The organism is Pseudomonas sp. LBUM1648 (assembly GCF_059716145.1).
In genome coordinates, this window is the sequence record NZ_CP166808.1 from 3,183,484 (window position 1) to 3,207,869 (window position 24,386).

At 51.5% G+C, this 24,386-nt stretch carries 17 protein-coding genes and 2 pseudogenes; 15 read left to right on the forward strand and 4 right to left on the reverse strand.

The genetic code is table 11. From position 1 onward, the window contains the following. The first annotated feature begins 208 nt into the window (after positions 1–208). The 7 genes from ACA043_RS14590 to ACA043_RS14620 all read left to right on the forward strand — a co-directional run bounded on the left by ACA043_RS14590 (position 209) and on the right by ACA043_RS14620 (position 10,229). Positions 209–1,159: a class I SAM-dependent methyltransferase gene (locus ACA043_RS14590; protein ID WP_497659558.1), complete on the forward strand. Its 951-nt coding sequence runs from the start codon at positions 209–211 to the stop codon at positions 1,157–1,159. 15 nt (positions 1,160–1,174) lie between these two features. After that, complete coding sequence (locus ACA043_RS14595) at positions 1,175–2,926, forward strand: carbamoyltransferase N-terminal domain-containing protein (protein WP_497659559.1); 1,752 nt, start codon at positions 1,175–1,177, stop codon at positions 2,924–2,926. A gap of 85 nt (positions 2,927–3,011) precedes the next feature. Beyond that, positions 3,012–4,394, forward strand: coding sequence for a hypothetical protein (locus ACA043_RS14600; RefSeq protein WP_497659560.1), 1,383 nt, complete (start codon positions 3,012–3,014; stop codon positions 4,392–4,394). Continuing rightward, entirely contained in the window at positions 4,394–6,184 is a 1,791-nt protein-coding gene (locus ACA043_RS14605; RefSeq protein WP_497659561.1) for a B12-binding domain-containing radical SAM protein, read from the forward strand. The genes ACA043_RS14600 and ACA043_RS14605 overlap by 1 nt, the downstream gene beginning before the upstream one ends. Positions 6,185–6,409: 225 nt before the next feature. Next, complete coding sequence (locus ACA043_RS14610) at positions 6,410–7,360, forward strand: hypothetical protein (RefSeq protein WP_497659562.1); 951 nt, start codon at positions 6,410–6,412, stop codon at positions 7,358–7,360. 160 nt (positions 7,361–7,520) lie between these two features. Further along, positions 7,521–8,393, forward strand: a complete 873-nt coding sequence (locus tag ACA043_RS14615) for a hypothetical protein (RefSeq protein ID WP_497659563.1) — start codon at positions 7,521–7,523, stop codon at positions 8,391–8,393. Between the two features lie 966 nt (positions 8,394–9,359). After that, positions 9,360–10,229, forward strand: a complete 870-nt coding sequence (locus ACA043_RS14620; RefSeq protein ID WP_497659564.1) for a hypothetical protein — start codon at positions 9,360–9,362, stop codon at positions 10,227–10,229. 819 nt (positions 10,230–11,048) lie between these two features. On the opposite strand, the gene ACA043_RS14625 is transcribed toward ACA043_RS14620, so the two are convergent. Continuing rightward, positions 11,049–11,204 (reverse strand): chromate resistance protein ChrB domain-containing protein, encoded by a 156-nt coding sequence (locus ACA043_RS14625; protein WP_497659565.1) that lies wholly within the window; start codon positions 11,202–11,204, stop codon positions 11,049–11,051. A 304-nt stretch (positions 11,205–11,508) separates the two neighbouring features. On the opposite strand from ACA043_RS14625, the pseudogene treS reads away from it, so the two are divergent. The 4 genes and pseudogenes from treS to ACA043_RS14645 form a co-directional block, all read left to right on the forward strand. Next, positions 11,509–13,391: pseudogene (treS, locus tag ACA043_RS14630) on the forward strand (maltose alpha-D-glucosyltransferase); the annotation flags it as partial. Further along, positions 13,383–13,826 (forward strand): annotated as a pseudogene (locus ACA043_RS14635) (hypothetical protein); the annotation flags it as partial. The pseudogenes treS and ACA043_RS14635, both read left to right, overlap by 9 nt. 59 nt (positions 13,827–13,885) lie before the next feature. Further along, positions 13,886–14,518: an HAD family hydrolase gene (locus tag ACA043_RS14640; RefSeq protein WP_497659566.1), complete on the forward strand. Its 633-nt coding sequence runs from the start codon at positions 13,886–13,888 to the stop codon at positions 14,516–14,518. 309 nt (positions 14,519–14,827) lie between these two features. Next, positions 14,828–15,316, forward strand: a complete 489-nt coding sequence (locus ACA043_RS14645) for a hypothetical protein (RefSeq protein WP_497659567.1) — start codon at positions 14,828–14,830, stop codon at positions 15,314–15,316. 648 nt (positions 15,317–15,964) lie between these two features. On the opposite strand, the gene ACA043_RS14650 is transcribed toward ACA043_RS14645, so the two are convergent. Further along, positions 15,965–16,582 carry a hypothetical protein gene (locus ACA043_RS14650; RefSeq protein ID WP_497659568.1) on the reverse strand — a complete coding sequence of 206 codons (618 nt, stop codon included), beginning with the start codon at positions 16,580–16,582 and terminating at the stop codon, positions 15,965–15,967. 432 nt (positions 16,583–17,014) lie between these two features. Between ACA043_RS14650 and ACA043_RS14655 the strand changes: the two genes are divergently transcribed. The 3 genes from ACA043_RS14655 (at position 17,015) to ACA043_RS14665 (ending at position 19,224) form a co-directional block, all read left to right on the forward strand. After that, complete coding sequence (locus ACA043_RS14655) at positions 17,015–17,275, forward strand: hypothetical protein (RefSeq protein ID WP_193040903.1); 261 nt, start codon at positions 17,015–17,017, stop codon at positions 17,273–17,275. A 100-nt stretch (positions 17,276–17,375) separates the two neighbouring features. Continuing rightward, positions 17,376–18,538, forward strand: a protein-coding gene (locus ACA043_RS14660) for an IS3 family transposase (RefSeq protein ID WP_497659638.1) whose coding sequence is annotated in 2 segments (ribosomal slippage) — positions 17,376–17,631 and positions 17,631–18,538 — 1,164 coding nt in all. Because the reading frame shifts where the segments join, the coding sequence is not laid out codon by codon here. Between the two features lie 305 nt (positions 18,539–18,843). Next, complete coding sequence (locus ACA043_RS14665) at positions 18,844–19,224, forward strand: hypothetical protein (RefSeq protein WP_497659688.1); 381 nt, start codon at positions 18,844–18,846, stop codon at positions 19,222–19,224. A 131-nt stretch (positions 19,225–19,355) separates the two neighbouring features. On the opposite strand, the gene ACA043_RS14670 is transcribed toward ACA043_RS14665, so the two are convergent. Next, positions 19,356–20,411: a hypothetical protein gene (locus ACA043_RS14670; protein WP_497659569.1), complete on the reverse strand. Its 1,056-nt coding sequence runs from the start codon at positions 20,409–20,411 to the stop codon at positions 19,356–19,358. A 450-nt stretch (positions 20,412–20,861) separates the two neighbouring features. Then, on the reverse strand, positions 20,862–21,131 hold the full coding sequence (locus ACA043_RS14675; RefSeq protein WP_497659570.1) for a hypothetical protein: 270 nt from the start codon (positions 21,129–21,131) through the stop codon (positions 20,862–20,864). A gap of 1,424 nt (positions 21,132–22,555) precedes the next feature. Between ACA043_RS14675 and ACA043_RS14680 the strand changes: the two genes are divergently transcribed. Continuing rightward, the gene (locus ACA043_RS14680; RefSeq protein ID WP_497659571.1) at positions 22,556–24,385 is read left to right on the forward strand and encodes a TnsB C-terminal domain-containing protein; all 1,830 of its coding nucleotides are present in this window, start codon (positions 22,556–22,558) and stop codon (positions 24,383–24,385) included. Position 24,386: the final 1 nt, after the last annotated feature.

The following is a 24,386-nucleotide window of genomic DNA, read 5'->3' on the forward strand; positions in this document are numbered from 1 at the left end:
TGCACCTGAGGCGCATTTGCGGGAGTCGGATTGCTGTGCTTCGGGCGCTTCGATTGGCCAAGCTAAGGCTCTGCTGGAGTGCCCTTTGTGTAGCGGGTGCGGAAGTAATGGGCACGGTAGGCCGATGGTTGGCAACCGGTGTTCTACTAATGTTTTGGCCCATTTTAGCTAGACATGCCAAAGCTCGCCTCACCGCAAGGACATCGAAATGAACCTCACGTTGCTTCAGGAGCTCGTTTGTCCGCATTGCCCAGACGAAATGAGTTTATACATAAGTAGTGGCAGCGAAGTACGTGGGACTGATCTATTCTGCGGCTTTCTTGAGTGTGAGTTCGGTTGTTTATACCCCGTCATTGATGGGGTAGCCGTCGTAACGCCCAGTTGGGAGGATGAGATCTCGAAGCATCGCGGATACATTGAACGCACGATCCCTGATGCAGCTGTTCCAGAGTGTCTGCGACAGGGATTCGAGTTCACTTATGATGGTAAACATCACGTGGATGAAGAAGTTGTGCCGTACGTATTCAATCATCTGTGTTTTTCCGGTATAGCCGTCGATAAGAACCCGGCCGATGAAGTAGTCTCGCCTATGCTTAGAGCGCTGATCGTCGAATCAGCTACAGTCGGTCCCTACCAATTGGTGCGTCGCCACACTGAAAACCAGCGCGGAGCGCGGCACTTAGATATCGGCTGTAGCGTCGGCACAGCAATTGCGATTTCGGCGGAGCAGGGAACAGATATCTCCCTCGGAATTGATATTTCATTTCCAGCTGTACACACGGGACGCTCAATGATCCCGGCGCTATCAGAAAGCGAAAACGGAGTTGCTGAACTCATCGTCGCAGCTGCTGAGCATTTACCTGTGCGTAGCGCCGCTTGGTCACTCGTCAGCGCTCTGAATGTCGTAGATGAAGTCAGTGCACCAAATGCAGTGACGAACGAATTAAGTCGCACGGTTGCACCGTCTGGACATCTATTGATCGTTGCTCCCTTTCGTGAAAGAGATAATTTGATTTGCGAGGAAAGCGGGCTTGTTGCAGTTCAGGGAATACTGGATATCCCTTGGGTCATACTCCGAGGTCCACGCTATCTGGAGTTCCTGAGTGTAGATGCATACCTCTACCAGCGCCCTGCTCAGGCCGGCGCAGAGCGGACATAGCAGGGGAGCGAGCGCGTGGCGAACATACTAGGCGTTTCTTGCTACTACCACGACAGTGCGGCCGCGCTCGTATCGGACAACACATTGGTTGCCGCAAGTGCTGAGGAACGATTTTCACTACGTAAGCACGATGCCGCGTATCCACGACAGGCAATTGAATTTGTATTGGCTCAGGCTGGCATTCAATCCAATTCTTTAGACCATGTGGTCTTCTACGAGCGTCCGCATGTGGCACTCAGTCGTGCGCTCTGTTTGCTATTAACCGGTATGCCCGGCAACGCAGCGCATGTTGGCCACAAGCTGCAGGCATGGTTTGGCAAACGTATTTGGATTCGCACGCAATTGGCTGCGCATCTTGGAGTAGCTCCGAAGCTCATTTCTTTCTGCCCCCATCATGAAGCGCATGCCTCACAAGCATTCTTGCTTTCGCCCTATGAATCTGCGGCGGTTATGACACTCGATGGCGTAGGGGAGTGGTCCTCTGGCGGACTGTTTCTCGCCAAACGCGGAAATCCACTCAGCCTGCTGCGAGAGTTGGATTTTTCAGAATCGCTAGGTCTACCTTTCGCGGCGGTTACACGTTTGCTAGGTCTGAAACCGAATGCTGATGAATGCTCCACGATGGCACTTGCAGGATTCGTCGGTAGCGAGGGCTTCGCCTCAATGCGAGCGATCGAGGAACAATTGAATGTTCGTAACCTAAATTTCGCTTTCGATGATGATCGCGCATTTGATGGCCCCCTAAATGCTTACCTTGGGTGCATGAGGAGCGACGCGCTGGGTTGTCTTGACGCTCGCGCTCCGCGCCCAGGAAACCTCGAAGGTGCTACACGGAGTGCTGTTTCACTGGCAGCAGCGATGCAATCACATTTGGAGCAACGGGCCACGGAACTCGCAAATGAGCTCCGATTAGAAAGTGGGCAGCAGAATCTATGCATTGCTGGCGGCGTTGCTAATAATTCGGTGATGGTCACCAAATTGGCGGAAAAAGCAGGATTTACCAACATATTTGTGCCGCTTGATCCTGGTGATGCCGGGGCGGCCGTTGGTGCAGCCGCCTGGTTGGCCGCTCATCTGGGAGAGCCTCGCTTGGGGATAGTGTCCGCTTACCTTGGCAAGGAAATCCCTGAGAGGCTAGGTGAGGAAACAGTGCAGATTTGGAAAGGGACAATAGCTCAGATGGGGTGCGGAATACGTATGATCGAGCACGCCAACATTCGCGACGCAATTGAACTGTGTGTCGAAGAGCTTTGTAACGGAAGCATCGTCGGCTGGGCCCAAGGGCGCGCTGAATTCGGACCTCGAGCCTTGGGAAATCGATCATTTCTTATGTTACCTGATCGTGTGCGCCAGGCAGAGCGGCTGGCGAGCCAAGTCAAACTAAGATCTCGCTTCCGTCCCTTTGCCCTTTCAATACTGCAGGAGGACGCAGAAGCTGTGCTTGATCTGCACAACGCACTCTTTATGCCCTACCGATGGATGCAGGCTACGGCCCAAGTACGGCACAAAGCTATTCCGAGAGTGCGTGCCGCAATGCATGTGGATGGTACAACCAGGCCCCAAGTAGTGAGTGCCTCTGACGGCGGTTGGCTTTACGAACTTCTCCAGAGGGTTAAACAGCGCACCGGGCTCGGAGCACTTCTTAACACTTCAATGAATATTGCAGGCATGCCACTTGTCAACGATGAGATGGATGCACTTTTGCTTTTCCGTATGACAGGCATCGATCTGCTCGTTTGTGGAAATATCTCGGTGAAGCGTCTATGAATCTGAATAGATTGGTGATGATTTTGCACTCTGTGTTGGCGGATCTTATTGCGTTGATCCGAGGACTGATTAGGGAGGGTGAAGGTTGGCTACTCCCATTGGTGGTTGCGCTGTGCTTGCTCGCACTACTCTGGGCGATAGCTACACCGGCCGGCTTTGCATCCTTCATCTACCCCTTACTGTGAGCAAAATCATGACGACCTTGTGCAACGGTACTAGCACGGTATGGCCCACATTCGCACGCGACTGCTGGGAGAAGGTTGCAACGTCAGGTGAGAGTGAATTTGTTGATTTGAACGACAACCTCACGCCGGCAATGTTCGAGTCTCTAGTGACAGCAGCAGAAGTGTGGCGAAGAGGAGGTGAGGAGGCGAAATTCTGCTTTTGGATAGACGGGATCAAACAGGCGACGTTCGACAATCTATTACCGCGTGCGGACGATAGGAATTTTGAGGGCTACAGGGATCGGATGCAAAGCCAGCTACACGGGTGTGAATATACCCTTCTTCTCGCCGAACCCCACACATTCAATGCTCAGGTTTGGGGAGAATGCAGGCGCATCACTAGTCACTTCCTGCCATACACAGGTTTGCCAAATGGATGGCTGGATACAGCAATCTTCCTTGGCTCTTACCGCACAACGCCCTTCGGTGTTCATCAAGGACCGATGAGTGTATTTACTATCCCATTGATCGGTCGCAAGTCTTTCCGTCTATGGTCGCCCGAGTATGTTGGCGCCAATAGCTCGATCATTAATTCCATGATATACGAGGAGCACAAGGCGTCTTCTTACAAACTATCTGCTGGGCCGGGTGGGTTTATCTACTGGCCGTCGCGGGAATGGCACGTGGCCGAGGCGCAGAGTAACGACTTTAGCGTTGCCCTAAGTATTGGTATTTGGTGTAATCAATCTGACTTTCATCCATTATGGGCTGTTACCAAGCTGCTAGAGAAATTACTAGCACGCGAACCTCTTCTGGACGTTGCGCCCTGCGACAAACCCTTCATTAGCGGAGGGATCATCACCCCTGAACTGCCGCGCTCAACTGAATACTACATTGAGCGATTGGAGGCATGTGTCCGATCAGGGGAATTGCGCAGCGAGGCGCTGGGACTTTTGGCGCAACAATACTCCACACAAGGATTCAAGCTACCGCCACGATGTATGAACGAAACGCCCTTGTTGGCTGATGATAGGCTCGCTCGCGATAACCGCTTTTCGATCGTAGCCTCGCCGACACCAGCCGGCGCGCTTGTAGTGGCCGCCAACGGGCACGCGTTATCCATTACGGATGTTCTTGGCGTTCGACGATTACTAGCTGAACTAGACCAACGGTCTGAAACGTTTACTGCCGCGTCCTTGCTTTTGGACGTGCCAGATATTGGTGCCGGTGGATTGGATATTCAGGATTTATTGCTGATTCTCGACCATTTTCTCGCGGCAGGCTGTGTCGCACGAGAGGCATGATGGATGTCTTATTGATTGATAACCTATTCTTAGAATATGGCCAAATGGGGCCCAGTGCCACATTCTACCCGCACCTTGGGTTGCTCAGTGTCGCAGCACAATTAGCTGGCACCGAGCTTTCTGTCGGGATACTCGATCCGAAAATGGAATATTGCGCATTCATTGAGGGTGGCACCACATACGATTTTGATACGACTCTTATCAACACTATCCTAAGTTATAAACCCAGGCTAGTTGGATTCACGGCATACGGCGTCAATTTTCACCATGTCACTGCGTGGGTACGCAGGCTTCGAAGCCAAGCACCAGAAGTGAAAATAGCTTTAGGTGGACCTCATGTATCCATGCTGGTCGACCCGATTATCGACTTCCTACCGGAGGTTGATCTCATTGTCGTCGGCGAATGTGAGGAGCGGATTGTAGAAGCAGTGAACGCTTGCCTTGAGGGGCGGTTGCCTCATGATGGGCTCGCGCGCATTCGCAACCGCACGCTTGTATCCGAAGCGGGGCGGCAGCGCGACATGGTGGAGTGTAAGCTGCCTGAGCTTTCCTTTTACGTAAATGCACCCCATCTGGATATGGAGCGACTCACGTTTCCCTTGGAAGCCGGACGAGGCTGTCCTTACGAATGCACCTTCTGCTCCACATCTGAGTACTTTGGTCGGCGCTACCGTGTACGTTCCGCAGAGGAGTTGGTAGACGATATCCGAGCACTGCAGAATCGTTTCGGGATCACCAACTTCGAGCTAACCCATGACATTTTTGGCTTACGCAAACAGTTCGTGCGAGAGTTCTGCGATAGGGTGCGCCCCCTAGAAGTTAGTTGGCAGTGCTCGATGCGCCCAGATCAACTTGCGCAGGATACCGTGGACTTGCTCGCAAGCAGTGGCTGCACAGATGTTTATCTAGGTTTCGAGACGGGCTCCGCTATTCTGCAGTCGAGTATCAAAAAGCGCCTAGACCTTACTCATTCTGAGGAAGCGGTAAAACGTCTGTTAGATGGTGGCATGGGGGTGACCTGTTCTTTTATCACTGGCTTCCCGGACGAAACGCAGTGGGATCTCGAGTGCACGCTAAACGTGGTCGGACGGCTCCTGCAAATATCTACAAGTAAGCTGATCGTTCAGCTTCATTTACTCGCCCCGGAGCCGGGCTCCGAGTTGGGACGGCATCACGTAGATGCGCTTCGTTTCGACGGTATTGGCTCCGACTTGCAACCTATCGCACGCCCCGAATTGGTAACCTCCAACCCCCGCCTTTTTGCGAATCACTTTTATCTTGATTCGAGTGTGGGCCGAGCATGCCATGTGCGGGCATCCGTTTTTATCATGCTAGTACTGCCGACCATCGGCTATAGCTTCACAGCATGGTTAGTTCGCCAAACAGCAGGCTCACTTGCGCTTCTTTTTGAGGGTCTAGTGACAAAATTAGCGCCTCACAGTGATTGGACCGTAGAGGACTTGCGGATTGGTATGGTTGAGACCTGCTATCGGCGTGCTGCTGACTACATAGGCGATGAATATTTACTCAGCGAGTACGCGAGGTTTCGTGACGCTGTGCGCTATCTGTCCAATCACAACGGACAATCAAGAGGGGATACATTACTCGAATTTGCAACGAGTGATCACACTCTTGAGTACACATCTGCTTGTGATGTGGTCTCTTTCGTCAATGACCTTGACTTAGGTAATAACCCTTCAAAGGTTCAAGAACCGGATGGACGTCACTGGCGGATTGTTGTTTTTCAGTCTGGAATCACTGTAAGTGCTACATCCATCCTTCTGGCGTAACCTTAGTAGGGGATCGTTATGGACAAGTCAAACGAGTGCGAACCATCCTCCCAGGAGCCAGAGGCCCCAGCACTCAGCCGCGATATACAACGAAGGATTACAGTATCGGTACTTGCGACGTCCGTCGTGCTGACGTTGTCGAGTTGGGACGCAATGGCTCACGGTAACCGGTCAAGCCATAAGAGTGCTACTGGTTTCTCATGGGCCCCAGATCGTTACATTTTGATGCGTCAAGAACTTGAGGCGCCCCAAAACCCTGACACACAGTCATTGCGCAACCTATATACAAAGCTTGATAGCATCAGCCGTCCTGGGGCCACGCCGGGCGATGCTGCGCAACGGCAGCAAATCAAAGATCAGATAAAATCCTTGGAAGATAAGCTGAGACTGACGCCTCTTAGTGCAGAGGCGTTCAACCTATCTAAAAGAGGTGACTCCGCAGGAGTAGCGGCATTACTCGAGGGCAGTGGCAACGTCGACGATGTGCTTGATGGATACAACTGGAGTCTTTTAGACATTGCCAGACGAAAGGACAAAGGATTGCTCACCACTGATACAGATTTAGACGCGGTGGTGACGCTATCGAGAAGCGCACAGGCCTATGTGGAACGGTTACAGAATTCAGTGGCCAAGCACGAAAACCCTACGGATCGGAAAAATATTCAGACGAAGGCGGCATCGCTGCTTCACAACATCGGCTCATTCACTATTCCCGACATTGGCCATCCTACAACTGATTCACTCGCGATTGGACTAGAGGCGGCGAAAGAAGAACTCAGGTTACGCACGCAGCTTGGTGATCCGACGGACACACTTCGTGCGGAGCTATTGGTTGGCCTGCAACTCACTAAATCGGGCGATCTTCAGCAGGCGATGACCGTTCTAACAACCGCCAAAAATACATCAGACAAGCTAGGCGATTCAACATTAAAAGCATTTTCTCTAGCCTATCTTTCAGACGTCGCCGATGCACAAAAGAACCCTAGTCTTGCAAGTCAACTACGCTCTGAGTCACTTTTGCTATTAGGTAAGCCAGTTAATATCACCTTTGGGCAGCCGGCCTTAGGCGATATACATCCCTATGTCCTGGAGAAGGATTCCAAAGCCTTATCCGAGCAGAACGAGAAATTGCAGAATGACGCAGACTATCTCAGGGCCTACTTAACGAGAAAGTAAGGAGGTTGTCTTGCGGATCTTGCGGCGCACGGCAGCCCTGCTGCTTTTTATCTTAGGGCTCTGTGAGGGAGCCGCTAGATTTATTTCTCCAACTGCTCCTCTCTTGCCGTACTCTGTGGGGAATGGTTACTCCTCCCTCGAAATGTCTTCGCGAATAAACGTGGCACTGACGCCCGGGAATCAAGTTGAATACATCACTGACAGCTTTGGAGCTCGAGTCGGTACCGCTAATACTACGTTAGCTCCCGAGCTACTTATCGTAGGGGATAGTCAGGCTCTTGGTTATAACCTTCTGTTCCAACAAACCGCCGCCGCGCGCATTGGAGATTGCGTGTCGGCGGGTGGAACAGCGATTTCGGCTGCTCCTGCGTCTGACCTTGAAGACTATCTCCTTCGTATGGAGCTCGAAGTGAAAAAACGCAACGGACTGAGACGAATAATCCTTTTTCTGAATCTCGGTAATGATTTAGACGAGGTCTATTCCACTGGGCAATGGTTACGCGGCACCTCCACCAAGCGCCTTCCAAAATGGCTCCTCGAGAACAGTCGTTTCTACCAAAAGGCGCTTCTGTTTATGCAAGAAGAGGAACTACGCGAGAATTCGGTGCCTGGGGTTAACCGAATACTTTATGAATTGTCGGCGGACGAAAGGGTGGTATTAACAGACTCGTTTGCGACACGGCTCGTAAATGGTTTGAACGCTCTGCCACTAAAGCATGTGCTGGTGGTAATAATTCCCAGTGACGTTGACGTCGACCAAGACGAATTGAAGAAATACGCGGTTTACTCCACCGACGATGCGTTCAGCAGTTGGTTAGAAAGGTCGGAGGTCTTTTCTAATCAGTTGGCAGCTATTCGTCGGTTGCTCATAAGCAGGTTGCAGTCTGCAGAGGTTGATGTCATTGATTTACATAACAAGTTCGTAGCCCTTGGCGCATCGTCGGTTTATGCGCGCACGAGTCATCACCTTACCGCAACCAGTAACGAGCTGGCAGCAGAGAGTATTTGCTCGCACCTAAGGTCATCCCTTTGACGCGCGTCCAGGTTTTGAGCGCCTGTCTAACGATCACAGCGCTATGTGCACTAGAAGCGGTAATGCAAGCAGGTTGGCCTGATCGCCTTCCATCTTTCTTCACCAAAGCGATAACGCCTACGGGACTTGAGACGTATGCCCTAAGGCGAAATGCAGTACAGACATACCTACACCAAGGCAAAAGAGTGGGTGTCTCCATCGACGGAGAAGGTCACAGAAGAACGTCTTCAATCCTTGCGGGCCCCTACATACACTTGATAGGTGATTCGCAGGTTTTCGGCTGGGGGCTGAATGATAATGAGACCATTGCCGCTAGATTACAGGCGAAGATGGGAGCGTCCGTTCGTGTCGAGAACCGAGGTATGCCAGGGGCTGGTCCCTTCTACTACCTGAGGCAACTACAAGAGATTCCGGAATCGGAGCTTGCCGTGGTGGTGTATACAGAGACCAACGATTTACAAGACTCCTACTCACCCCTCCCAATTGCAAAGGAACATTGTGGATTTATCGTCATTCCTGATGGAATCTCCCAACATACCCCATGTTGGTTACTGCACGCTCAAACTTATGGACTATTCATCGATGGGCTGCAAGCAGTTGTATCGGAAGTCACCCCGCTGCCTCTTTGCTATAACCCATATCTTCAGGTTGCTTGCAACTTGGCGATCTATCGCGCAACAGCTCGGATAGAAAAAGTTGCGCGCGAACGGAGTGGACCAACGCTTTTTTTAACAATCCCGTGGGAGGGCCTATTGGACCGACAAGCGGCTACTCGCTACAGCCCAAATATAAGCCAGCTACGCTACTATGGTCAAACTAGCTTGCCTATGCAGGCTGAGGTGGTGGACCGACTTCAGCGCCTTGCCGCGACCGCATATCAGATGAATGACCATCACTTGTCAGCGCTGGGGGCTGCGGCAGTTGCCGATTACATCTTGCACCTAATATGCCAAAAGAAGGAGCAAAATGGATTTCTCAGAACGGCTGGACCAAGCTTGGAGTCTGCATGCCGAGGCGCCCGATCAGGTAGCGCAGACTTTGAAAGATCTGTTCGAAATTCTGAACAGTGAAGATGAGGCCATCGCTTTTCTTGAGCTTTCTGTGCATGTTATAGGTGGGCATCAAGGTCGATGGGAAGAAGCCGGATCGTGGGTAAACAAGTTGGCGCAGCATCAACTGGGGAGCAGTCAACAGCTTATTCGGGCAATTGAGATTAAGAGGCAGGCCATTGCTCTTGCTTCCGGACTCGCTGCCGGAAGAGAAGGAGAGGCGGCTAACACTCCAGATGACGCATACATCCAAGCCCGTGCAGAAGCAGCAGATTTGCTGGCAGAGCAAGACCGATGCTCTGAGGCGAAGGACCTATTGCGCGAAATAGATCTCGAGTTGCTGCCTGATTCTGATCGCAGTACTGCGCTTGCTGTTGCAATGTCGTCCAATAATTTGGCTTGGAAGCTTCTAGAAAGTGGGGACCTCTCGGACTCCCTTGATCTGGCTCAATTGAGCCTGTGTGCCTGGAGTGTTGCCGGTGGCTGGATAGAGGTCGAGCGAGCCCATTACCTGATCAGCAAATGCCATGCTGCGCTTGGCCGTGGAGAGGATGCCGTCAAATCCGCTGAAGAGTGCTTATCAATTTGTGAGCTACACGGTGCTACGTTAGATGAACTCTTCTATGCCAGCGAAGGCGTTGCTCTTGCCTACGCTGCGGCTGCCCAGAAAATTGGCTTCTATGAGTTTCGTGCGCGAGCTCGCAAAATTTTCGATCAGCTACAGGTCGGAAACCAAGCCATGTGCGGAGATGCGATGCAGAACCTCGACAATCAGAAATTTGTCTAAGGCTTTTGATCAGTCGATATGATTTCTCTATTTGCCCGTTGACCCTACACTAATCCCACTCCGCTATCAGGCAAGAGGGTGCAACTGTTATTATTAGAACTATTGTGGCCATTCTAGTGTTGTATGGCCTCAAGCTGGCATTCCTCATCAGAGATAACGGTCCATATATTGGACTTCTTCTAATTGCAAGCCCCCTTCGCTTTGGCGCCCGCGTCGACTGCAAACGTATATTTGGCCTCTGACTGTGACACCGTTTCGGTGGAGGGCCATGATGGGCTATTTGCGTATTGGCTCCCAATTGCTTCTACGTGCAATGCGCAACTGGGAATTGGAGGGTTTGCTGACGCCGGTTCGACCAGTTTGCCGCCGTTCGGGTTGCTTCGTAATCGTGGTGTGGTGATATTCCTCCGAGGGTTATAGGGGCAGGCCGCTGCCCTATCCGACTTATAATCAATCCGCTGCGCAGTATCGCTCGAACCATACGTGCAGTTTTGTTGGCTAATGCGATAGCTGCCACATTGAGATGTCATAGCTGCCGCTTAGGAGTCTAGAAATCTGGGAGCGATTTTCCTGTTGGTCGTTGCGGCGCGCGCTTACAGTTTTTGAAGTACAGAGTGAAAAGAGAGCGGCCAATACATCTAGAGTCGGCTAATGATGCGTTGAGTGCTAGATAGAAGTTGCCATCGTGACCATAAAAGAACGAGTGTCTCTATCACCAAACGGCAACGCCCAACGTGAGCTGGGCATCTGACGGGCTCACTGGACTGGTACTTTTTCAGAAATGTATCGAAACTGCACAACTCGCCTCATGTGTCAGCTCTACGCCGGGAAGGGCGCACCATCTTTCTCGCCGCTAACTGAAGCACTCTCCGCTGGGGATGTGTAAAAACTTGGGCTGGGGTCGATAAAACGAGTGGTCCGCCAGGGGCGAGCGATGCGGTCAATCTTGGGCCGTTCATGGGGAATCCACCTCATAGAAGACCTCCTGCCTAGCTGGGTAGACTGGGTGATTTGGAGGGCTCAGTGCCCGCCAGATTGTTAATCCACTCGTTCGGTCTACAGCATTAGATGTACTGCCAAACCGACACCTATTGAGGGAGTCCAGTTAATTTTAATGGACCTACCAAATAACGTTAAAGTGGATCTAGTGATAGAGCCATTTAGGCCGTAGGATTCTCATATATCCTGAACAACTGAAGACAGTTGTTAGAACCATCTAGCAAGGTTTGTAGAGCTCCCTTAGTGGGAGATAATAATCATGGTATTAAAAAACGTTATTTACGCACATACCCGGCCGAGGGATGCGTCCGCGTTGGCCTCGGTGTGGTTTACCGCTAATCCCGCTTCGATCATCCCCGCTGAAGGTGAATCGGTCTTGCAGGCCTTGGGATCTGAGGCCCTGTGGCACGCACTGTCGGAAATCGGCATTCAAGGCATTCACAACGGCCCGTTAAAAACTTCCGGTGGATTGCAAGGGCGCGAGCATACACCCACCATCGATGGTAATTTCGATCGCATCAGCTTTGGCGTTGATCCGGAACTGGGGACAGAGGCGCAATTCCAGAGCCTGAGTAGAATGGCTGCTGCACACAACGCAGTGATCATCGATGACGTGATTCCGTCCCACAGGGGTAAAGGTGCCGACTTTCGCCTCGCCGAAATGGCCTACGAGGACTATTCGGGTCTTTACCACATGGTGGAAATTCGCGAAGAGGACTGGCCATTGCTTCCTGATATTGCACCGGGACGTGATGCACAGAACCTCAGTCCGTTGCAGGTCGACGCTCTGAGAGACAAACACTACATTGTCGGTCAGTTACAGCGGGTAATTTTCTTCGAGCCAGGCGTGAAGGAAACCGACTGGAGTGCTACACCGGTGGTGATTGGTATTGATGGCAAACCACGGCGTTGGGTGTATCTGCATTACTTCAAAGAGGGGCAACCTTCGTTGAGCTGGCTCGACCCCAGTTTCGCCGCTCAGCAGATGATCATTGGTGACGCCCTGCACGCGATCGACGTGATGGACGCGAAAATTCTTCGCCTGGATGCCAACGGTTTTCTGGGTGTGGAACGTAAAATGGATGGTACTGCATGGTCTGAAAGTCATCCGCTGTCGATTACCGGCAATCAGATATTGGGCGGGGCGATTCGCAAGGCCGGCGGTTTCAGCTTTCAGGAATTGAACCTGACCATCGACGATATCGCCTCGATGTCACATGGCGGAGCGGACCTGTCTTACGACTTCATCACCCGGCCGGCGTATCACCACGCCTTGCTGATGGGCGATACTGAATTTTTGCGCTTGATGCTGCGTCAAGTACATCTTCATAACATCGATCCGGCCTCATTGATTCACACTTTGCAAAACCATGACGAATTGATGTTGGAGCTGGTGCACTTCTGGACTCTGCACGCTCATGACACGTTTCTTTATCAGGGCCAGACGTTCCCCGGAAACATATTGCGCGAGCATATACGCGAGCAGATGTACGAGCGCCTCGCCGGGGAGCATGCGCCCTACAACCTGAAATTTGTCACCAATGGCGTGTCAAGTACCACCGTCAGCACCATCACGGCTGCGTTGGGAATCCGTGAGCTCGATCTGCTTACTCCAGCCGACATCCAGCAGATTCGCCAAGTGCATTTGTTATTGGTCATGTACAACGCCATGCAGCTTGGAGTGTTTGCCTTATCAGGCTGGGACATGGTGGGTGCGGCGGAGGAGGTTGCGCATTTGATGCTTGATGGCGATACCGCTGGATCCATCGCGGCGCCTACGATCTGGTCGATCTCAACCCTCATGCGATGATGTGTCAGATACCACGCGCGAAAACGCTTTACGGAAGCTTGCCCAGTCAGTTGAAGAACCCTGACTCCTTCGCTTCCCAGCTTAAGAAAATTTTCGCGGTTCGACGTTCTTACGACATCGCTGCCAGTCGTCAAATATTGATTCCCGATGTTCAACACCCCGGCCTGCTGATCATGGTTCATGAGCTACCAGCGGGGAAGGGCACACAAATTACCGCTTTGAATTTTAGTGCGCAGCCCATCACGGAAACGTTGCAGCTCCCAAACATTGCTCCTGGCCCAGTGGTCGACATAATCAATGAGCGGGTTGAAGGCGACCTGACCGCCGATGGCGAAGTTAAAAACTCTGCTGACATTGATACGCTCTATAGCCAAGTTCGGTGCGAAGACAGTGAAGGAAAAACTTTCTATTTCAAAGAAGTTTGCATGTTGGACTACTTGAAAAGGCACGGGGCGATTGTTACTGACAAGCCTCGTACGTGGTACTACAAGCATTTGAACAAGAAAACCATCGTTCTAGTGGCGTTCCAAAAGGCAGATGGAAAGGTTGAGTATGACCTTGATCACCTGCGACAGGTTGCTAAATCCAGCATTCTTAAAGGGATTGTTTTCGCGGTAGCGGCAATTCCTGCGGGTTTGATCATCGCAACAGCGACTTTTGGTATCGGGCTGCTGTTTACGCCTATGTGCCTCTTCTATGCATACAGAAGTCTCTTTAAGATCCCCCGGATGCTGCGCCGGGATACGCTGCTAAACGAGCTCGCCGCGCATGGAGTGATTGTACAGTAGCTGTCAAGCTGGACTGCTGCGATGCAGAGCAAAGGCCGCGTGTCGATGAGGAGCAATAAATGACAGCAGTAATTTTGGATCTCTTCGGTACGCTTTTGGAGATTCGAAACCGACAGAACCCCTTTCGACGGCTCCTCCGCCTAGGCTCACAGCAGGGACGCGCCGCTTCCCCTGGAGATCTGCGCTGGATTATGACCAACGCCTGTGGGTTGCAGGAGGCTGCTGATTTTTTTGGAATCAAACTTTCCTCCACTCAACTCACTGAGCTCCAGAGCTGCCTAGAGCTCGAACTTGAATCGATCACACTCTTTGAGGATGCGCTGCCGGCGCTCGCTCTGCTGCGACACCACCAAATAAAAATTGGCGTTTGCTCGAACTTGGGTGGCCCGTATTGCCCGGTAGCCCGGAATTTGCTGCCGGGGCTCGATGGCTATGCGCTCAGTGCCGAGGTTGGGCTGATGAAGCCTGATGTGGCCATGTACCAACACATCTGCACCCAGCTCGAGGTTGCACCCAGCCAACTCCCAGGATCGAACGCGCCTCAGGTCTTGATGATCGGAGACTCCCGGCGATGTGATGCTGATGGCCCCCGAGTGGCCGGCATCGAAGGTTACCATCTGGATCGTAGTGGAGCGGGTCGCTTTTGTGACCTGATTGAGTTTGTTACAGGTATCAACACCAGCAGAGGTTGATGCCCACAGCCAGCCCTTCGCGTTCGACCTTGGAAGCGGCTGTAGGAGATGTGTGCCCGATCTCGACAGGAGTACATTTTTACTCAAGTGTATGCGAGGTAACCAACAGATCATTCCCGACTTATCCCGCTGCGCTTTCGCTAAACGCGAATAGGCCATTTAGAGTCAGTACCCGGACTGATGAGCGGAGTAATTGACACTCTCTAAGGTGCTTCAATTCAGGCGTCCGACCCTAACAGCGGTACTTAGGGGGTTGCTGGTGTTCAGCAACGTGGCTATGTTGATTGAGTGGCAAATACGAGAATCCATATGGACGATCAGTCTTCAACGAAGCACACAAACGTGACGATCAGGATGAAGGTGCAGATTGCTGAAATCCTGCTCAGCATGTTCACGGCTGAGCTGCAGAGCATCGTGCGGGACTCTGACTTCAGAGACGATGCTGAGCATGGGATCGAAAATAGCCTGCCCGTAGATAGCGAAACCCCAATCCACGCTGCCTTTGGGTCGGGGAAAACGATTTTGAGTTCTGTCTGGAAGAGTGCTTTAACCAAAGCATTGGATGAGGCTGAGCAGGCGCGCAAGGCATTGGATTTCATTGCCTCGTACTGTCGTTTTATCGGACTCACACCCTCTCTTCAACGGGAGGTCAAGTACTGGCTCGAAGTCTTGGCGTTCGCCCGGGCCACTGTGGCGAAGCTCCTTATCCTCTTTGCCTATTCTCGGTACTCCTTCCTGGAGGTTCCGCTGTTCGCTGACGGCCCTGAGCTCAACGGCTACAAGCACCGCCTTCGCTAACTCTTCCTTCGAATTGGTCATTTCCTTGTTCGATTGGGAGATTTGCTTGTGCCTGAAAAAAAGCGCTGTGCCTGCTCCAAATGCCCGCATACGGGCAAACAGGGGCGTCCGGTACCCGTGTCGCCTTCGAATCCCGCCCCTGAGAAGCCCCAGAAGCCTGAGCGGAAGTGGGTCACCCGATTGCTGGACATCCTGAAAATCGTGATTGGCCTGGCCAACTTGATCCTCGGACTGTTCAAGCACTGATAGCGTGTCCCCCACTGATTTGGTGGGGGCACTCTACTCTGCAGCAGAGGGCTCCACACTGGCTCGCTTACCTGCGACCTTGAGGGGCTCGACAAGGCTAATTTGAGCCTTTAGTGCGAGAGTTAAGGAGAGCCTACGATTGGTCAGGGTTTCATACCTTCCACCTTGCATCGGTGCTGGCCGTGGTTCAGAAACTGAGTGGCGCCAGATCCCAAGCACTACCACCTCGTCGTCTTGCTCGAAGCCTTTGAACCATTCGGGCTGGTTCGACCAGATGCTCACCTCCAAACCAATGCCATTGGATGGATCATTTGGATCGGCTTGCACCTTGTTCATTACCAAGTTGATCACATTGCTCGAAGGCTTGTCTTTAACAGCGTATCGCACGCTCTTGATACGGCCCTAGATTGCAATAGGGTGCGACACGGTGTTTTGTGACACGGCCTGGTAGGCGTGTCTATGGCGCTCTTGCTCAAAGTAGAACTGATCCCACGAGACGGTGGTGTTGCCCTCGAAGACCAGCTCAAGATGCTGTTCCATCTCCTCATTGCTTGCGCACAGTGCGCGCAGCTTCAGGACTCTGTTAGCCGAGTTGACATACGCCGGCAGAAGCCCCGGATTTGAGGTGTAAGTACGGCCGCCCTGGCGTCTTTCTCCATCGCCCTGCCTAGGCTTACCTGCATTGCCAGCCAATGCCTCCTGGATCATGACCAAGCGCAGGCGATATTTGTCGCGCTGAATGCTCTCGATGAGATCCTCTGAGGATTTCGCAATCTTTTCGATTTCTTCATCGACGCCGTAATCGCAGTGCGCGGCATGAGCCCCCTTGGGCTTCAAGCGGAAGTAACCAGGTACGAATACTGACTTGTCGTACATTTCCCTGGTGTAAGGAGGGTTGTGAGCCACGTTTGTCTCGCAATATATGCACAGCAGCGGTTCTGCACCTAGCCCTTTCTGATAGGTCTCCGCATCCCAAAAATGGCCATTTTGGTCTCGTGCCTGGCTCATCTTGATGCCCATAGATGTACCTCCTGGTAACGCCTCATTTTGTTAAAGGCCGGCCGCGGGAGTTGGTTGAGTGGTCGCGGTCACTGCCCATTACACTGACGATGAGCATTAAGTCAGAGGTCGATTACTTCAAAGCCGGACGCTTTAGCGCCTAGCGTTCGATCTGCTAGCGCGGCAGTGGAGGGGTCGGTATCCTTTAACTTCATCCCCGATCCCAGAATGTATCAACGGGGCAAGAGCGGACACAAGGCGCGAAATAGCTTCAGCAATCGCTCAGGAACACGGGCTTGAGACGGCGGCGGCTCACAAGGACTCGTTGCGGCTGAGAGATGCCATCGGGCGGTGCGTCATCAGCACCGTCATTGAGTAAATGCATCCAGTTGAGAGGAAATTCGATTGGCACCTCCCTAGAGTGGGATCTTCTTACCACCAGAGGATGCTGATGTGAAAATGCTTCGCAAGCTGTATGAGTGCACCCAATCCCCACAAGCCAAGGTTATCGGTGCATGGTTGCTCATTCCCGGAGCACTCTCGATGGCAATCAAAGGAATGTGGGATCTCGCTTGGGCGACGATTGAGGTCACACAATGCATGACGCTGTGGGAGTCATTCCCGTACGTAGCAAGCTGCGCTGTGGTCTTCGCCCTAACGGGCTGCGCCAAGATGATTTCGATCCAGTTGCGTCGAGAGCACAAGCTCTTCTGAGACGCAAATCAGGTCGTCTGAGAGCAGGATCGAAACTGTAGTGGTCTAATGAAACCGGACACCCATTTAGGCGAGAATGCTCGCCAGATCGAGGTGTCAGATGACTAAACAACGCCGCTCCTTTACTCCTGAATTCAAGCGCGAGGCTGCTGACCTTGTGCTCAAACAAAACTACAGCTACATCGAAGCCAGCCGTTCGCTCGGCATTGGTGAGTCGGCATTGCGCCGCTGGGTTGACCAGATTCAGAAAGAACATAAAGGCGTCACTCCGCAGAGCAAGGCACTGACTCCGGAACAGCAAAAAATTCAGGAGCTGGAAGCCCGGATTGCTCGGCTTGAGCGAGAGAAATCAATACTAAAAAAGGCTACCGCGCTCTTGATGTCGGAAGATCACGAGCGTTCGCGCTGATTGACCAGTTGAGGGCACATGAGCCGGTTGATTGGCTGTGCAAGGTGTTTGACGTCACTCGCTCGTGTTACTACGCCCAGCGCCCGCGGCGCCGCACGCCGGATGTCGAACGGCTTCGATTGCGTAGTCGCGTAAGTGAGCTGTTCTCGCAAAGTCGCAGCTCTGCGGGCAGTCGCAGCATCCTGTCACTGATGCGTGAAGACGGTGAGCAACTCGGTCGATTCAAAGTGCGTAGCTTGATGCGCGAGCTTGATTTAGTCAGCAAACAACCCGGCTCCCATGCCTACAAACGAGCAACAGTAGAAAGACTGGATATCCCGAACACATTGAACCGCGAGTTCGACGTGCCTGCGCCCAATCAAGTCTGGTGCGGCGATATCACCTACATTTGGGCACAAGGAAAGTGGCATTACCTGGCTGTCGTCCTGGATCTTTGTACGCGTCGGATCGTGGGCTGGGCGCTGTCGGAAAAGCCAGACGCTGAGCTGGTGATCAAAGCGCTGGATATGGCTTACGAGCAGCGTGGCAGGCCTTCGGATCTGCTATTCCACTCGGACCAGGGATCGCAATATGCAAGCCGACTCTTTCGCCAGCGGTTGTGGCGATACCGCATGCGTCAGAGCATGAGTCGACGAGGAAACTGCTGGGATAACGCACCGATGGAGCGCGTATTTCGTAGCTTGAAAACAGAATGGATACCGACCGTGGGCTATCGAACTGCGCAGGAAGCACAGCGCGATATCAGCAACTTTTTGATGCATCGCTACAACTGGATTCGGCCTCACCAGTTCAACGAGGGGTTGGCACCAGCGCGGGCCGAGGAAAAACTTAACGTCGTGTCCGGGATTAGTTGACCACTACAGACTTCCAGCTGATTGCTGCGACCAATAAGGATCATGAGGGGATGGTCAGGAACGGTCAGTTTCGAGCCGACCTTCTGGCTCGGCTCTCAACCTGGGAATTCAGGCTTCCGTCTCTGCAGGAGCGACCGGAAGATATAGAGCCAAACCTCGTGTACGAGCTAAAGAGATCGACAAACACACTTCCTCATATACAGCGGTTTTCAGCAAAGGCCCTAAGGCAGTACCTTGCATTCGCATTGTCAAACGAGGCTCCTTGGCTGGCGAATTTTCGAGACCTTTCCGCCTCCGTGGAGCGAATGATTACGCGCTCCGTTAGCGAAATCATCTCAGAAGAGGTTGTTGGCGCAGAGATCACAACGCTTCGAGCCAAATGGTCTTCGCTGGGCTTCAATGATCACGTACGCCACGGACGGAAGGGATCACCGAGCCCAGTCACTGGCGCTACGGATAATTACGTTGCCATACTTCTACCTGACCATAACCTTAACTTGTTCGAGCAAAATCAGCTGGACTTCGTGATCCGTGTAGCTATGAAATGCCCAAGCTACGCAGAGCTCTCCAGGCGGCTCTACGGGGACGATCTCGGTATCAACCCGGCCCAGAAATCGCGCTCCTACCTGCTGGGCTATGGACTGAGCCTCGATATGATCAAGGAAAAACTCGGTTCAGCAAGCTGAAACACCGGCAACGTCTGGTTACACGGAAAAAGAGAGTTCAAGTCCATGCGTGAAAGGAGGGCTGTTGAATGGAGCAACGCTGATATCGAGGAGCGGCGTCTTCGGATTCATGATTCCGCCCAAAACCTGCCCTAAACATTAGCACTCCGTATCGCCATCACAGTTCCAAGAATACAGTACTTATCTTCAACCCAACCGACCTTGCTAACCAATAGAATGCTAGCCAATCTACTTTGATCACAAAGCAAAGTGGATCGTGCCAACTTGGATGTCGCCTCCCTTAAGTCAAATACAAAACTGATTCCGATTGCCCTAAACTTGCATGTGCTCTGCATGAGGTTTTGGTCGGTTTTTCTGGGTAGGACGTCATCGAACACATGGTCACCATGAAAGCAGATCAGATCTCCCGAATGCACAGTTCCAATCACTGAGGCTTGCCGATCGGTTGGATAGATAATCCTCAAAGAACGCAACCCCAAGAGCTCGAATAGAATTTCGAACATGTATGAGTGCAGAGCCAAGCCACCAAGGCCTTGGTAGGGGGAGGGGGCGCCACAGGCCCAGACTGGAAACCCCTCGTTGTCACAAAGGTCTTTCGAGAAGACAGAGTGGAAGCTTGGCAGTTGCTGTAGATCAACACTAGGTTTCACGACTTCACAAAGGCCCGTCAGGTTGAAGTACCACCAGTTGACCTCGCCAGGCTTTCTCTCAGCCTGCTTGATTGAGATCAAATCCGGTTCGTCGTAGTACACCTCCCAGGCTTTTTTTGCAGCAACTAGCCACTCAGGTGCCGGTAGGCTTCTACTGGCGTGTGTGGTAAGTCGCGTGCTCTGCGCCTCGATCTGATGATATATGCAGAGAATCGCAAGGTTTTTTGCAGAAGGAAGCTCGCCGGCAGCCAACGGGTTGATGCTGTGAGCGACGATGGGTTGATCTGGCACCCTGCAAATGCAGCACATGCTGTGGTTGACATCCAATACCTCAATCAGCTCCTTAATAGGGATCGATGGGGACTGGATGTCCTGCAAGGACTGCCTGATTTCGAGGCTGAGGCCGAGGTGCATCAGTTCCCAATCGCTTCGTTGGCGCAGTTTGTGAGGTGTCCAGCCATCGGCCTGAAGGGCCTCAGCCAGCATGGAGTCCATACCAAAGGCGAAGAGCTCAAGTACGGCGAGGGTTCTTTTCATAGCGTCGACCGCTGGATACGTAATACAGATGAGTATGCATCATCACTGCATGACGGACACATGCCGAGAGGGCCTGATGGACGTACCCTTGTCGCGTGGCTGCCCAGACTCCTCCTTGAAAATGGTCGATAGCTCAAACGTTGGCGAGGCCTCCTGAAAGGCTCTTTTTGAAAAGAGGAGCGGTATAGTCGGTCGAGATACGACTGGTTGCTTCACCCCTGAAGAATTAGCCGAAGCCTGATGGAGTTAGAACGACGAAGGGCGGGGTATCTGGCGTGGAGCATGCCACTGAAAAATCAAACTTAACTCAACTAAATAGATGTTTAGTTTAGCTATCCTCATAGGTTATTTGCAGAGGAGGGGATCTGTTTCAGGAGTATAGGGAATATCAACCCAGAAACGATGATCCTCCATGGGTTCTATCAACAAAGTAGCGGTCGAACGCATTGGTCACTTCAACATGCCCGCACTCATGGGCCAAAATATGGATTGCATGATTTCGACCTTGGGCGTCTTCCAGGTCAATAATAGGCGAAATAAAGCACCGTTACGCAAAACGCCAGGCGTCATGGCAACTCCTACAATGTGCGAATTAGTAGCGGTCAGCTTGTAGTGCGTTTCGTACCCGCGATCCAGATCAAGCAAAGCTTGGTTGTAGTCGACGGCAGGCGTTACGCCGTCGAGGCCGCTCAAATCGAATTTCCCACCCAGTGCACGCACGGCTTCGCCAACGATTGTGGTTCAGTATTACTCTGTAAACTTGTTTTTTGACCTGTTAACCACCGCAGTTAACAAGCCAAAATTGAGGTTTACAACGGTATTACACTGAACCAAATTCTGGTGAAGCTTCCAGAGTATTTGGTGGGAGGAAAGCTCCGCAGCTTTCAATCGCAAGGTGGAACCGCCAAACCTGCAGCATCTGCATGTAAATCAGCCGGCGCTTGTCTTTACCACGCATGGCAGCAGTTGAAATCGGTGCACCAACACCATGCTGAAAGCCACAGATGTGGCCCTCCTTTAAAAGTGGCTAAACGCTCAAGCCCATAGGATCCGTGGCTTCTAGCGATTCTGGCTTTTAAAAATGACCGAAAGCTTGGATGCATTAGTGGATTTGTTCATTTTTAAAGGAGTGCGGTCTTAGCCCGCAAATTCAGGGGGGGGCTGAAATAACCTGTTTATCCTGGTTTTGACAATGGAATCCAACCCGTTGATTTGTATCGGGTTTTTTAAAAAGTTTAAGCTCGTGCGGCTTTGAGAAATATGCCAGTTCTAAAAGTCTAGAAAGATCGCTTCCTGCTCCCCTCGTAAGGCTGCTGGTCAAGGAGCGTTTACTAATACGGTGTATCAGGGGGAACTCCAACCGGCAGCGAATACTCTCAGCTGCAGCCTTATGCGCTGAAACGAAGTTGGATACATGCCAGGCTAAGGATGGTCAGCGCGCTGTAAAGCCTCCTGCAAGCCCCATAGGGTGTTGAAGGGCACATTACGTTTTAACCTCCGGTGGCTACGAAGGGGCTAGATTATCCCTTGCTATGCCATTGAACGTGGAGTGCGGCTCACAGGCTAAGATAACAGTCGCCTCGATAGACTGAACTGGCCCGCTGCAATATAAATAAAGCAGCTTTTTTGACTCCATAATTACCCTTTTTTCCGTCGGATGCGGCGTCTCAGACTGCCGTATAAAGAGTCGTGTCATTATCTTGGCGGTTATTCCAAGTCGAGAAGCACTTCAAAGGTGTTAATGGGCTCGGGGCTGGCTCATGAAATACCCCCTACAACGTGAATTCGGCTCATACATTTAAAGTTTGAATTAAATTTTATTCATTTTATTTGTATATATTGAATAATTGACACCTCAAGCGGCGAGTGGAAAATAACAATCCATGAGTCGTGAATTCGGGGATCACAGGTGCCTGGCTCGGTTATTGCTGAGTATGGGCGTGTCAATTGATTAAATTAGTTTAAATTTGGCGTCAATTAATACAATATTAGTTCAAGTGTTTCGTCAATATATGCAATTTAGTTCAGTGCCTAAAGCAAGATTAGTTTCTGCCTAACGCCAATTTAATGACCGTTGACAAGCTCGGTAGTAATGGAGCTATTCTTGCGCACCTAGAATTTAAAACAGTCGGTGCCGAGTCCTTATGTTGCAACCCATCGTCGAAGGAAATTTTGTTAGCTTTGAGGAAAAAGTATATCGAGTGATAGGGTGTGGCTCTGACGGTGCCATTACCCTAAAAAGCCTGGAAAGTGAGCAAACCTTTGATGTGCTCTTTACTCAGGTAAATCTGGTTGAGGTGGATAAAGAAAAACATGAGCTATACAATGATCGCCGTTTGATTTGGATGGAACAAACAGAAGTCAATCCCAAGGAGTTGGCTATTGCTTCGGAACGAGCAAAAAACATTAACGACTTCTTGATGGGAAAAGTTTCGCGGACAGAGCTTGCCGAAAAACTTGGCTCAGCAGAAACAACGATTCGACGCCTATTGAAAAGATATGACCCAGAACTCGGTGCAGTTTCTCTTGTTAGAAGTGTCAGAGGGCGAAAAAAAAATTCGCGATTGCTTTCTGATATTCAAGAGAGAATCATGGAAAACGCAATTTCAAAACGCCTTAAAGATAAGACTAAAAAGTTAGAAGCGTTTACTTCTCTTTGGGAACATGTCGACTCTTTATGTCACTCCGTGGGGGTTAAAACCCCGAGTCTTAATTCTCTGAAGCGAAGGCTTGAATCGTTCGGGCAGAAAGCCGTTTACTCCCTTATGCACGGCAGAGAGCCGATGCTTCAAAAGTTTGATCTGAAACCAGGGATGATTCATGTAGACACCATCCTTAATATGGTGCAAATCGACCACACACGGGTGGATGTAATTATCTGCGACGAGTATGGTCGACCACTCATGCGGCCTTGGTTGACGGTAGTTATCGAACTTAAGAGTCGCGTTATTCTTGGTTACTATCTTGCACTCCATCCGCCTAGCTCACTAAGCGTTGCCATGGCGATGCTTTCTGCTTGTTTTCCTAAGCAAACCTTTCCAATCGCTCTCGGTGGTGGTCAGAATACTCGCCACAGGTACTGGGGAGTGCCTGGTGCAATTGGAATGGATAACGCCGCGGAATTTACTAGCCCAGAACTTGAAGCCACCCTGCAATATTACAAAATCGTCCCCATGCTGAGACCTGTTGGGAAAAAGCATTACGGAGGGCACGTTGAGCGAATTATCGGTACGCTGATGGGGAAGGTGCATCTTCTGCCAGGTACTACCTACTCGAATGTGCTGAAAAAAGCAGACTACGACTCTGCCAAGCATTCAGCTATGACCTTTTCAGCATTTTGTGAGTGGTTCGCAAATGAAGTGGCGATTTATCATGGCCGTGCTCATGAAGGGTTGAACAGACTTGCACCGTTCGAGGTTTGGGATGCAGAGATGGCCAAGAAGGGGCCGGATTATGTACCCCCTATGCCGGGGAACTTCCAAACATTTGCTCTTGACTTTTTTCCAAGTGTGACCCGAACCGTGCAACCAAAGGGAGTCGAGTTTAGTAGGTCGTTTTACTCTTCGGCAATACTCAGTAGGTTCGTTGGTTCAAGACTTTCGTTTAAGTACAACCCGTTGAACCTTTCAAAAATATGGTTGCGTCAAGATGGCAGGTATCATGAAATTCCTTATTCTGATTTGACGAAAACCCCGGTCTCGTACAGCGAGTACTGGGCGTTTTCGCGACCTCGCGACCGTCGCCCGGGAACACTGGTGGACGAGGAGTTGCACCAAGTTCGCTTGGATAATCATGATTTAGTGGAAAACTCTAAGGCTACGACCAAGCGTCTCCGGCAAAACGTAGCCAAGAAAGTTACGGCTGCGGAAACTATGTCTTTTCTTTCCTACGGCGGGGAGGGGAATTTGCTTCAGGTGAACACCAAAGAACCAAGCTCTGATCAAACTCGAAAAAAACTTAAGTGGGAAAACTGAG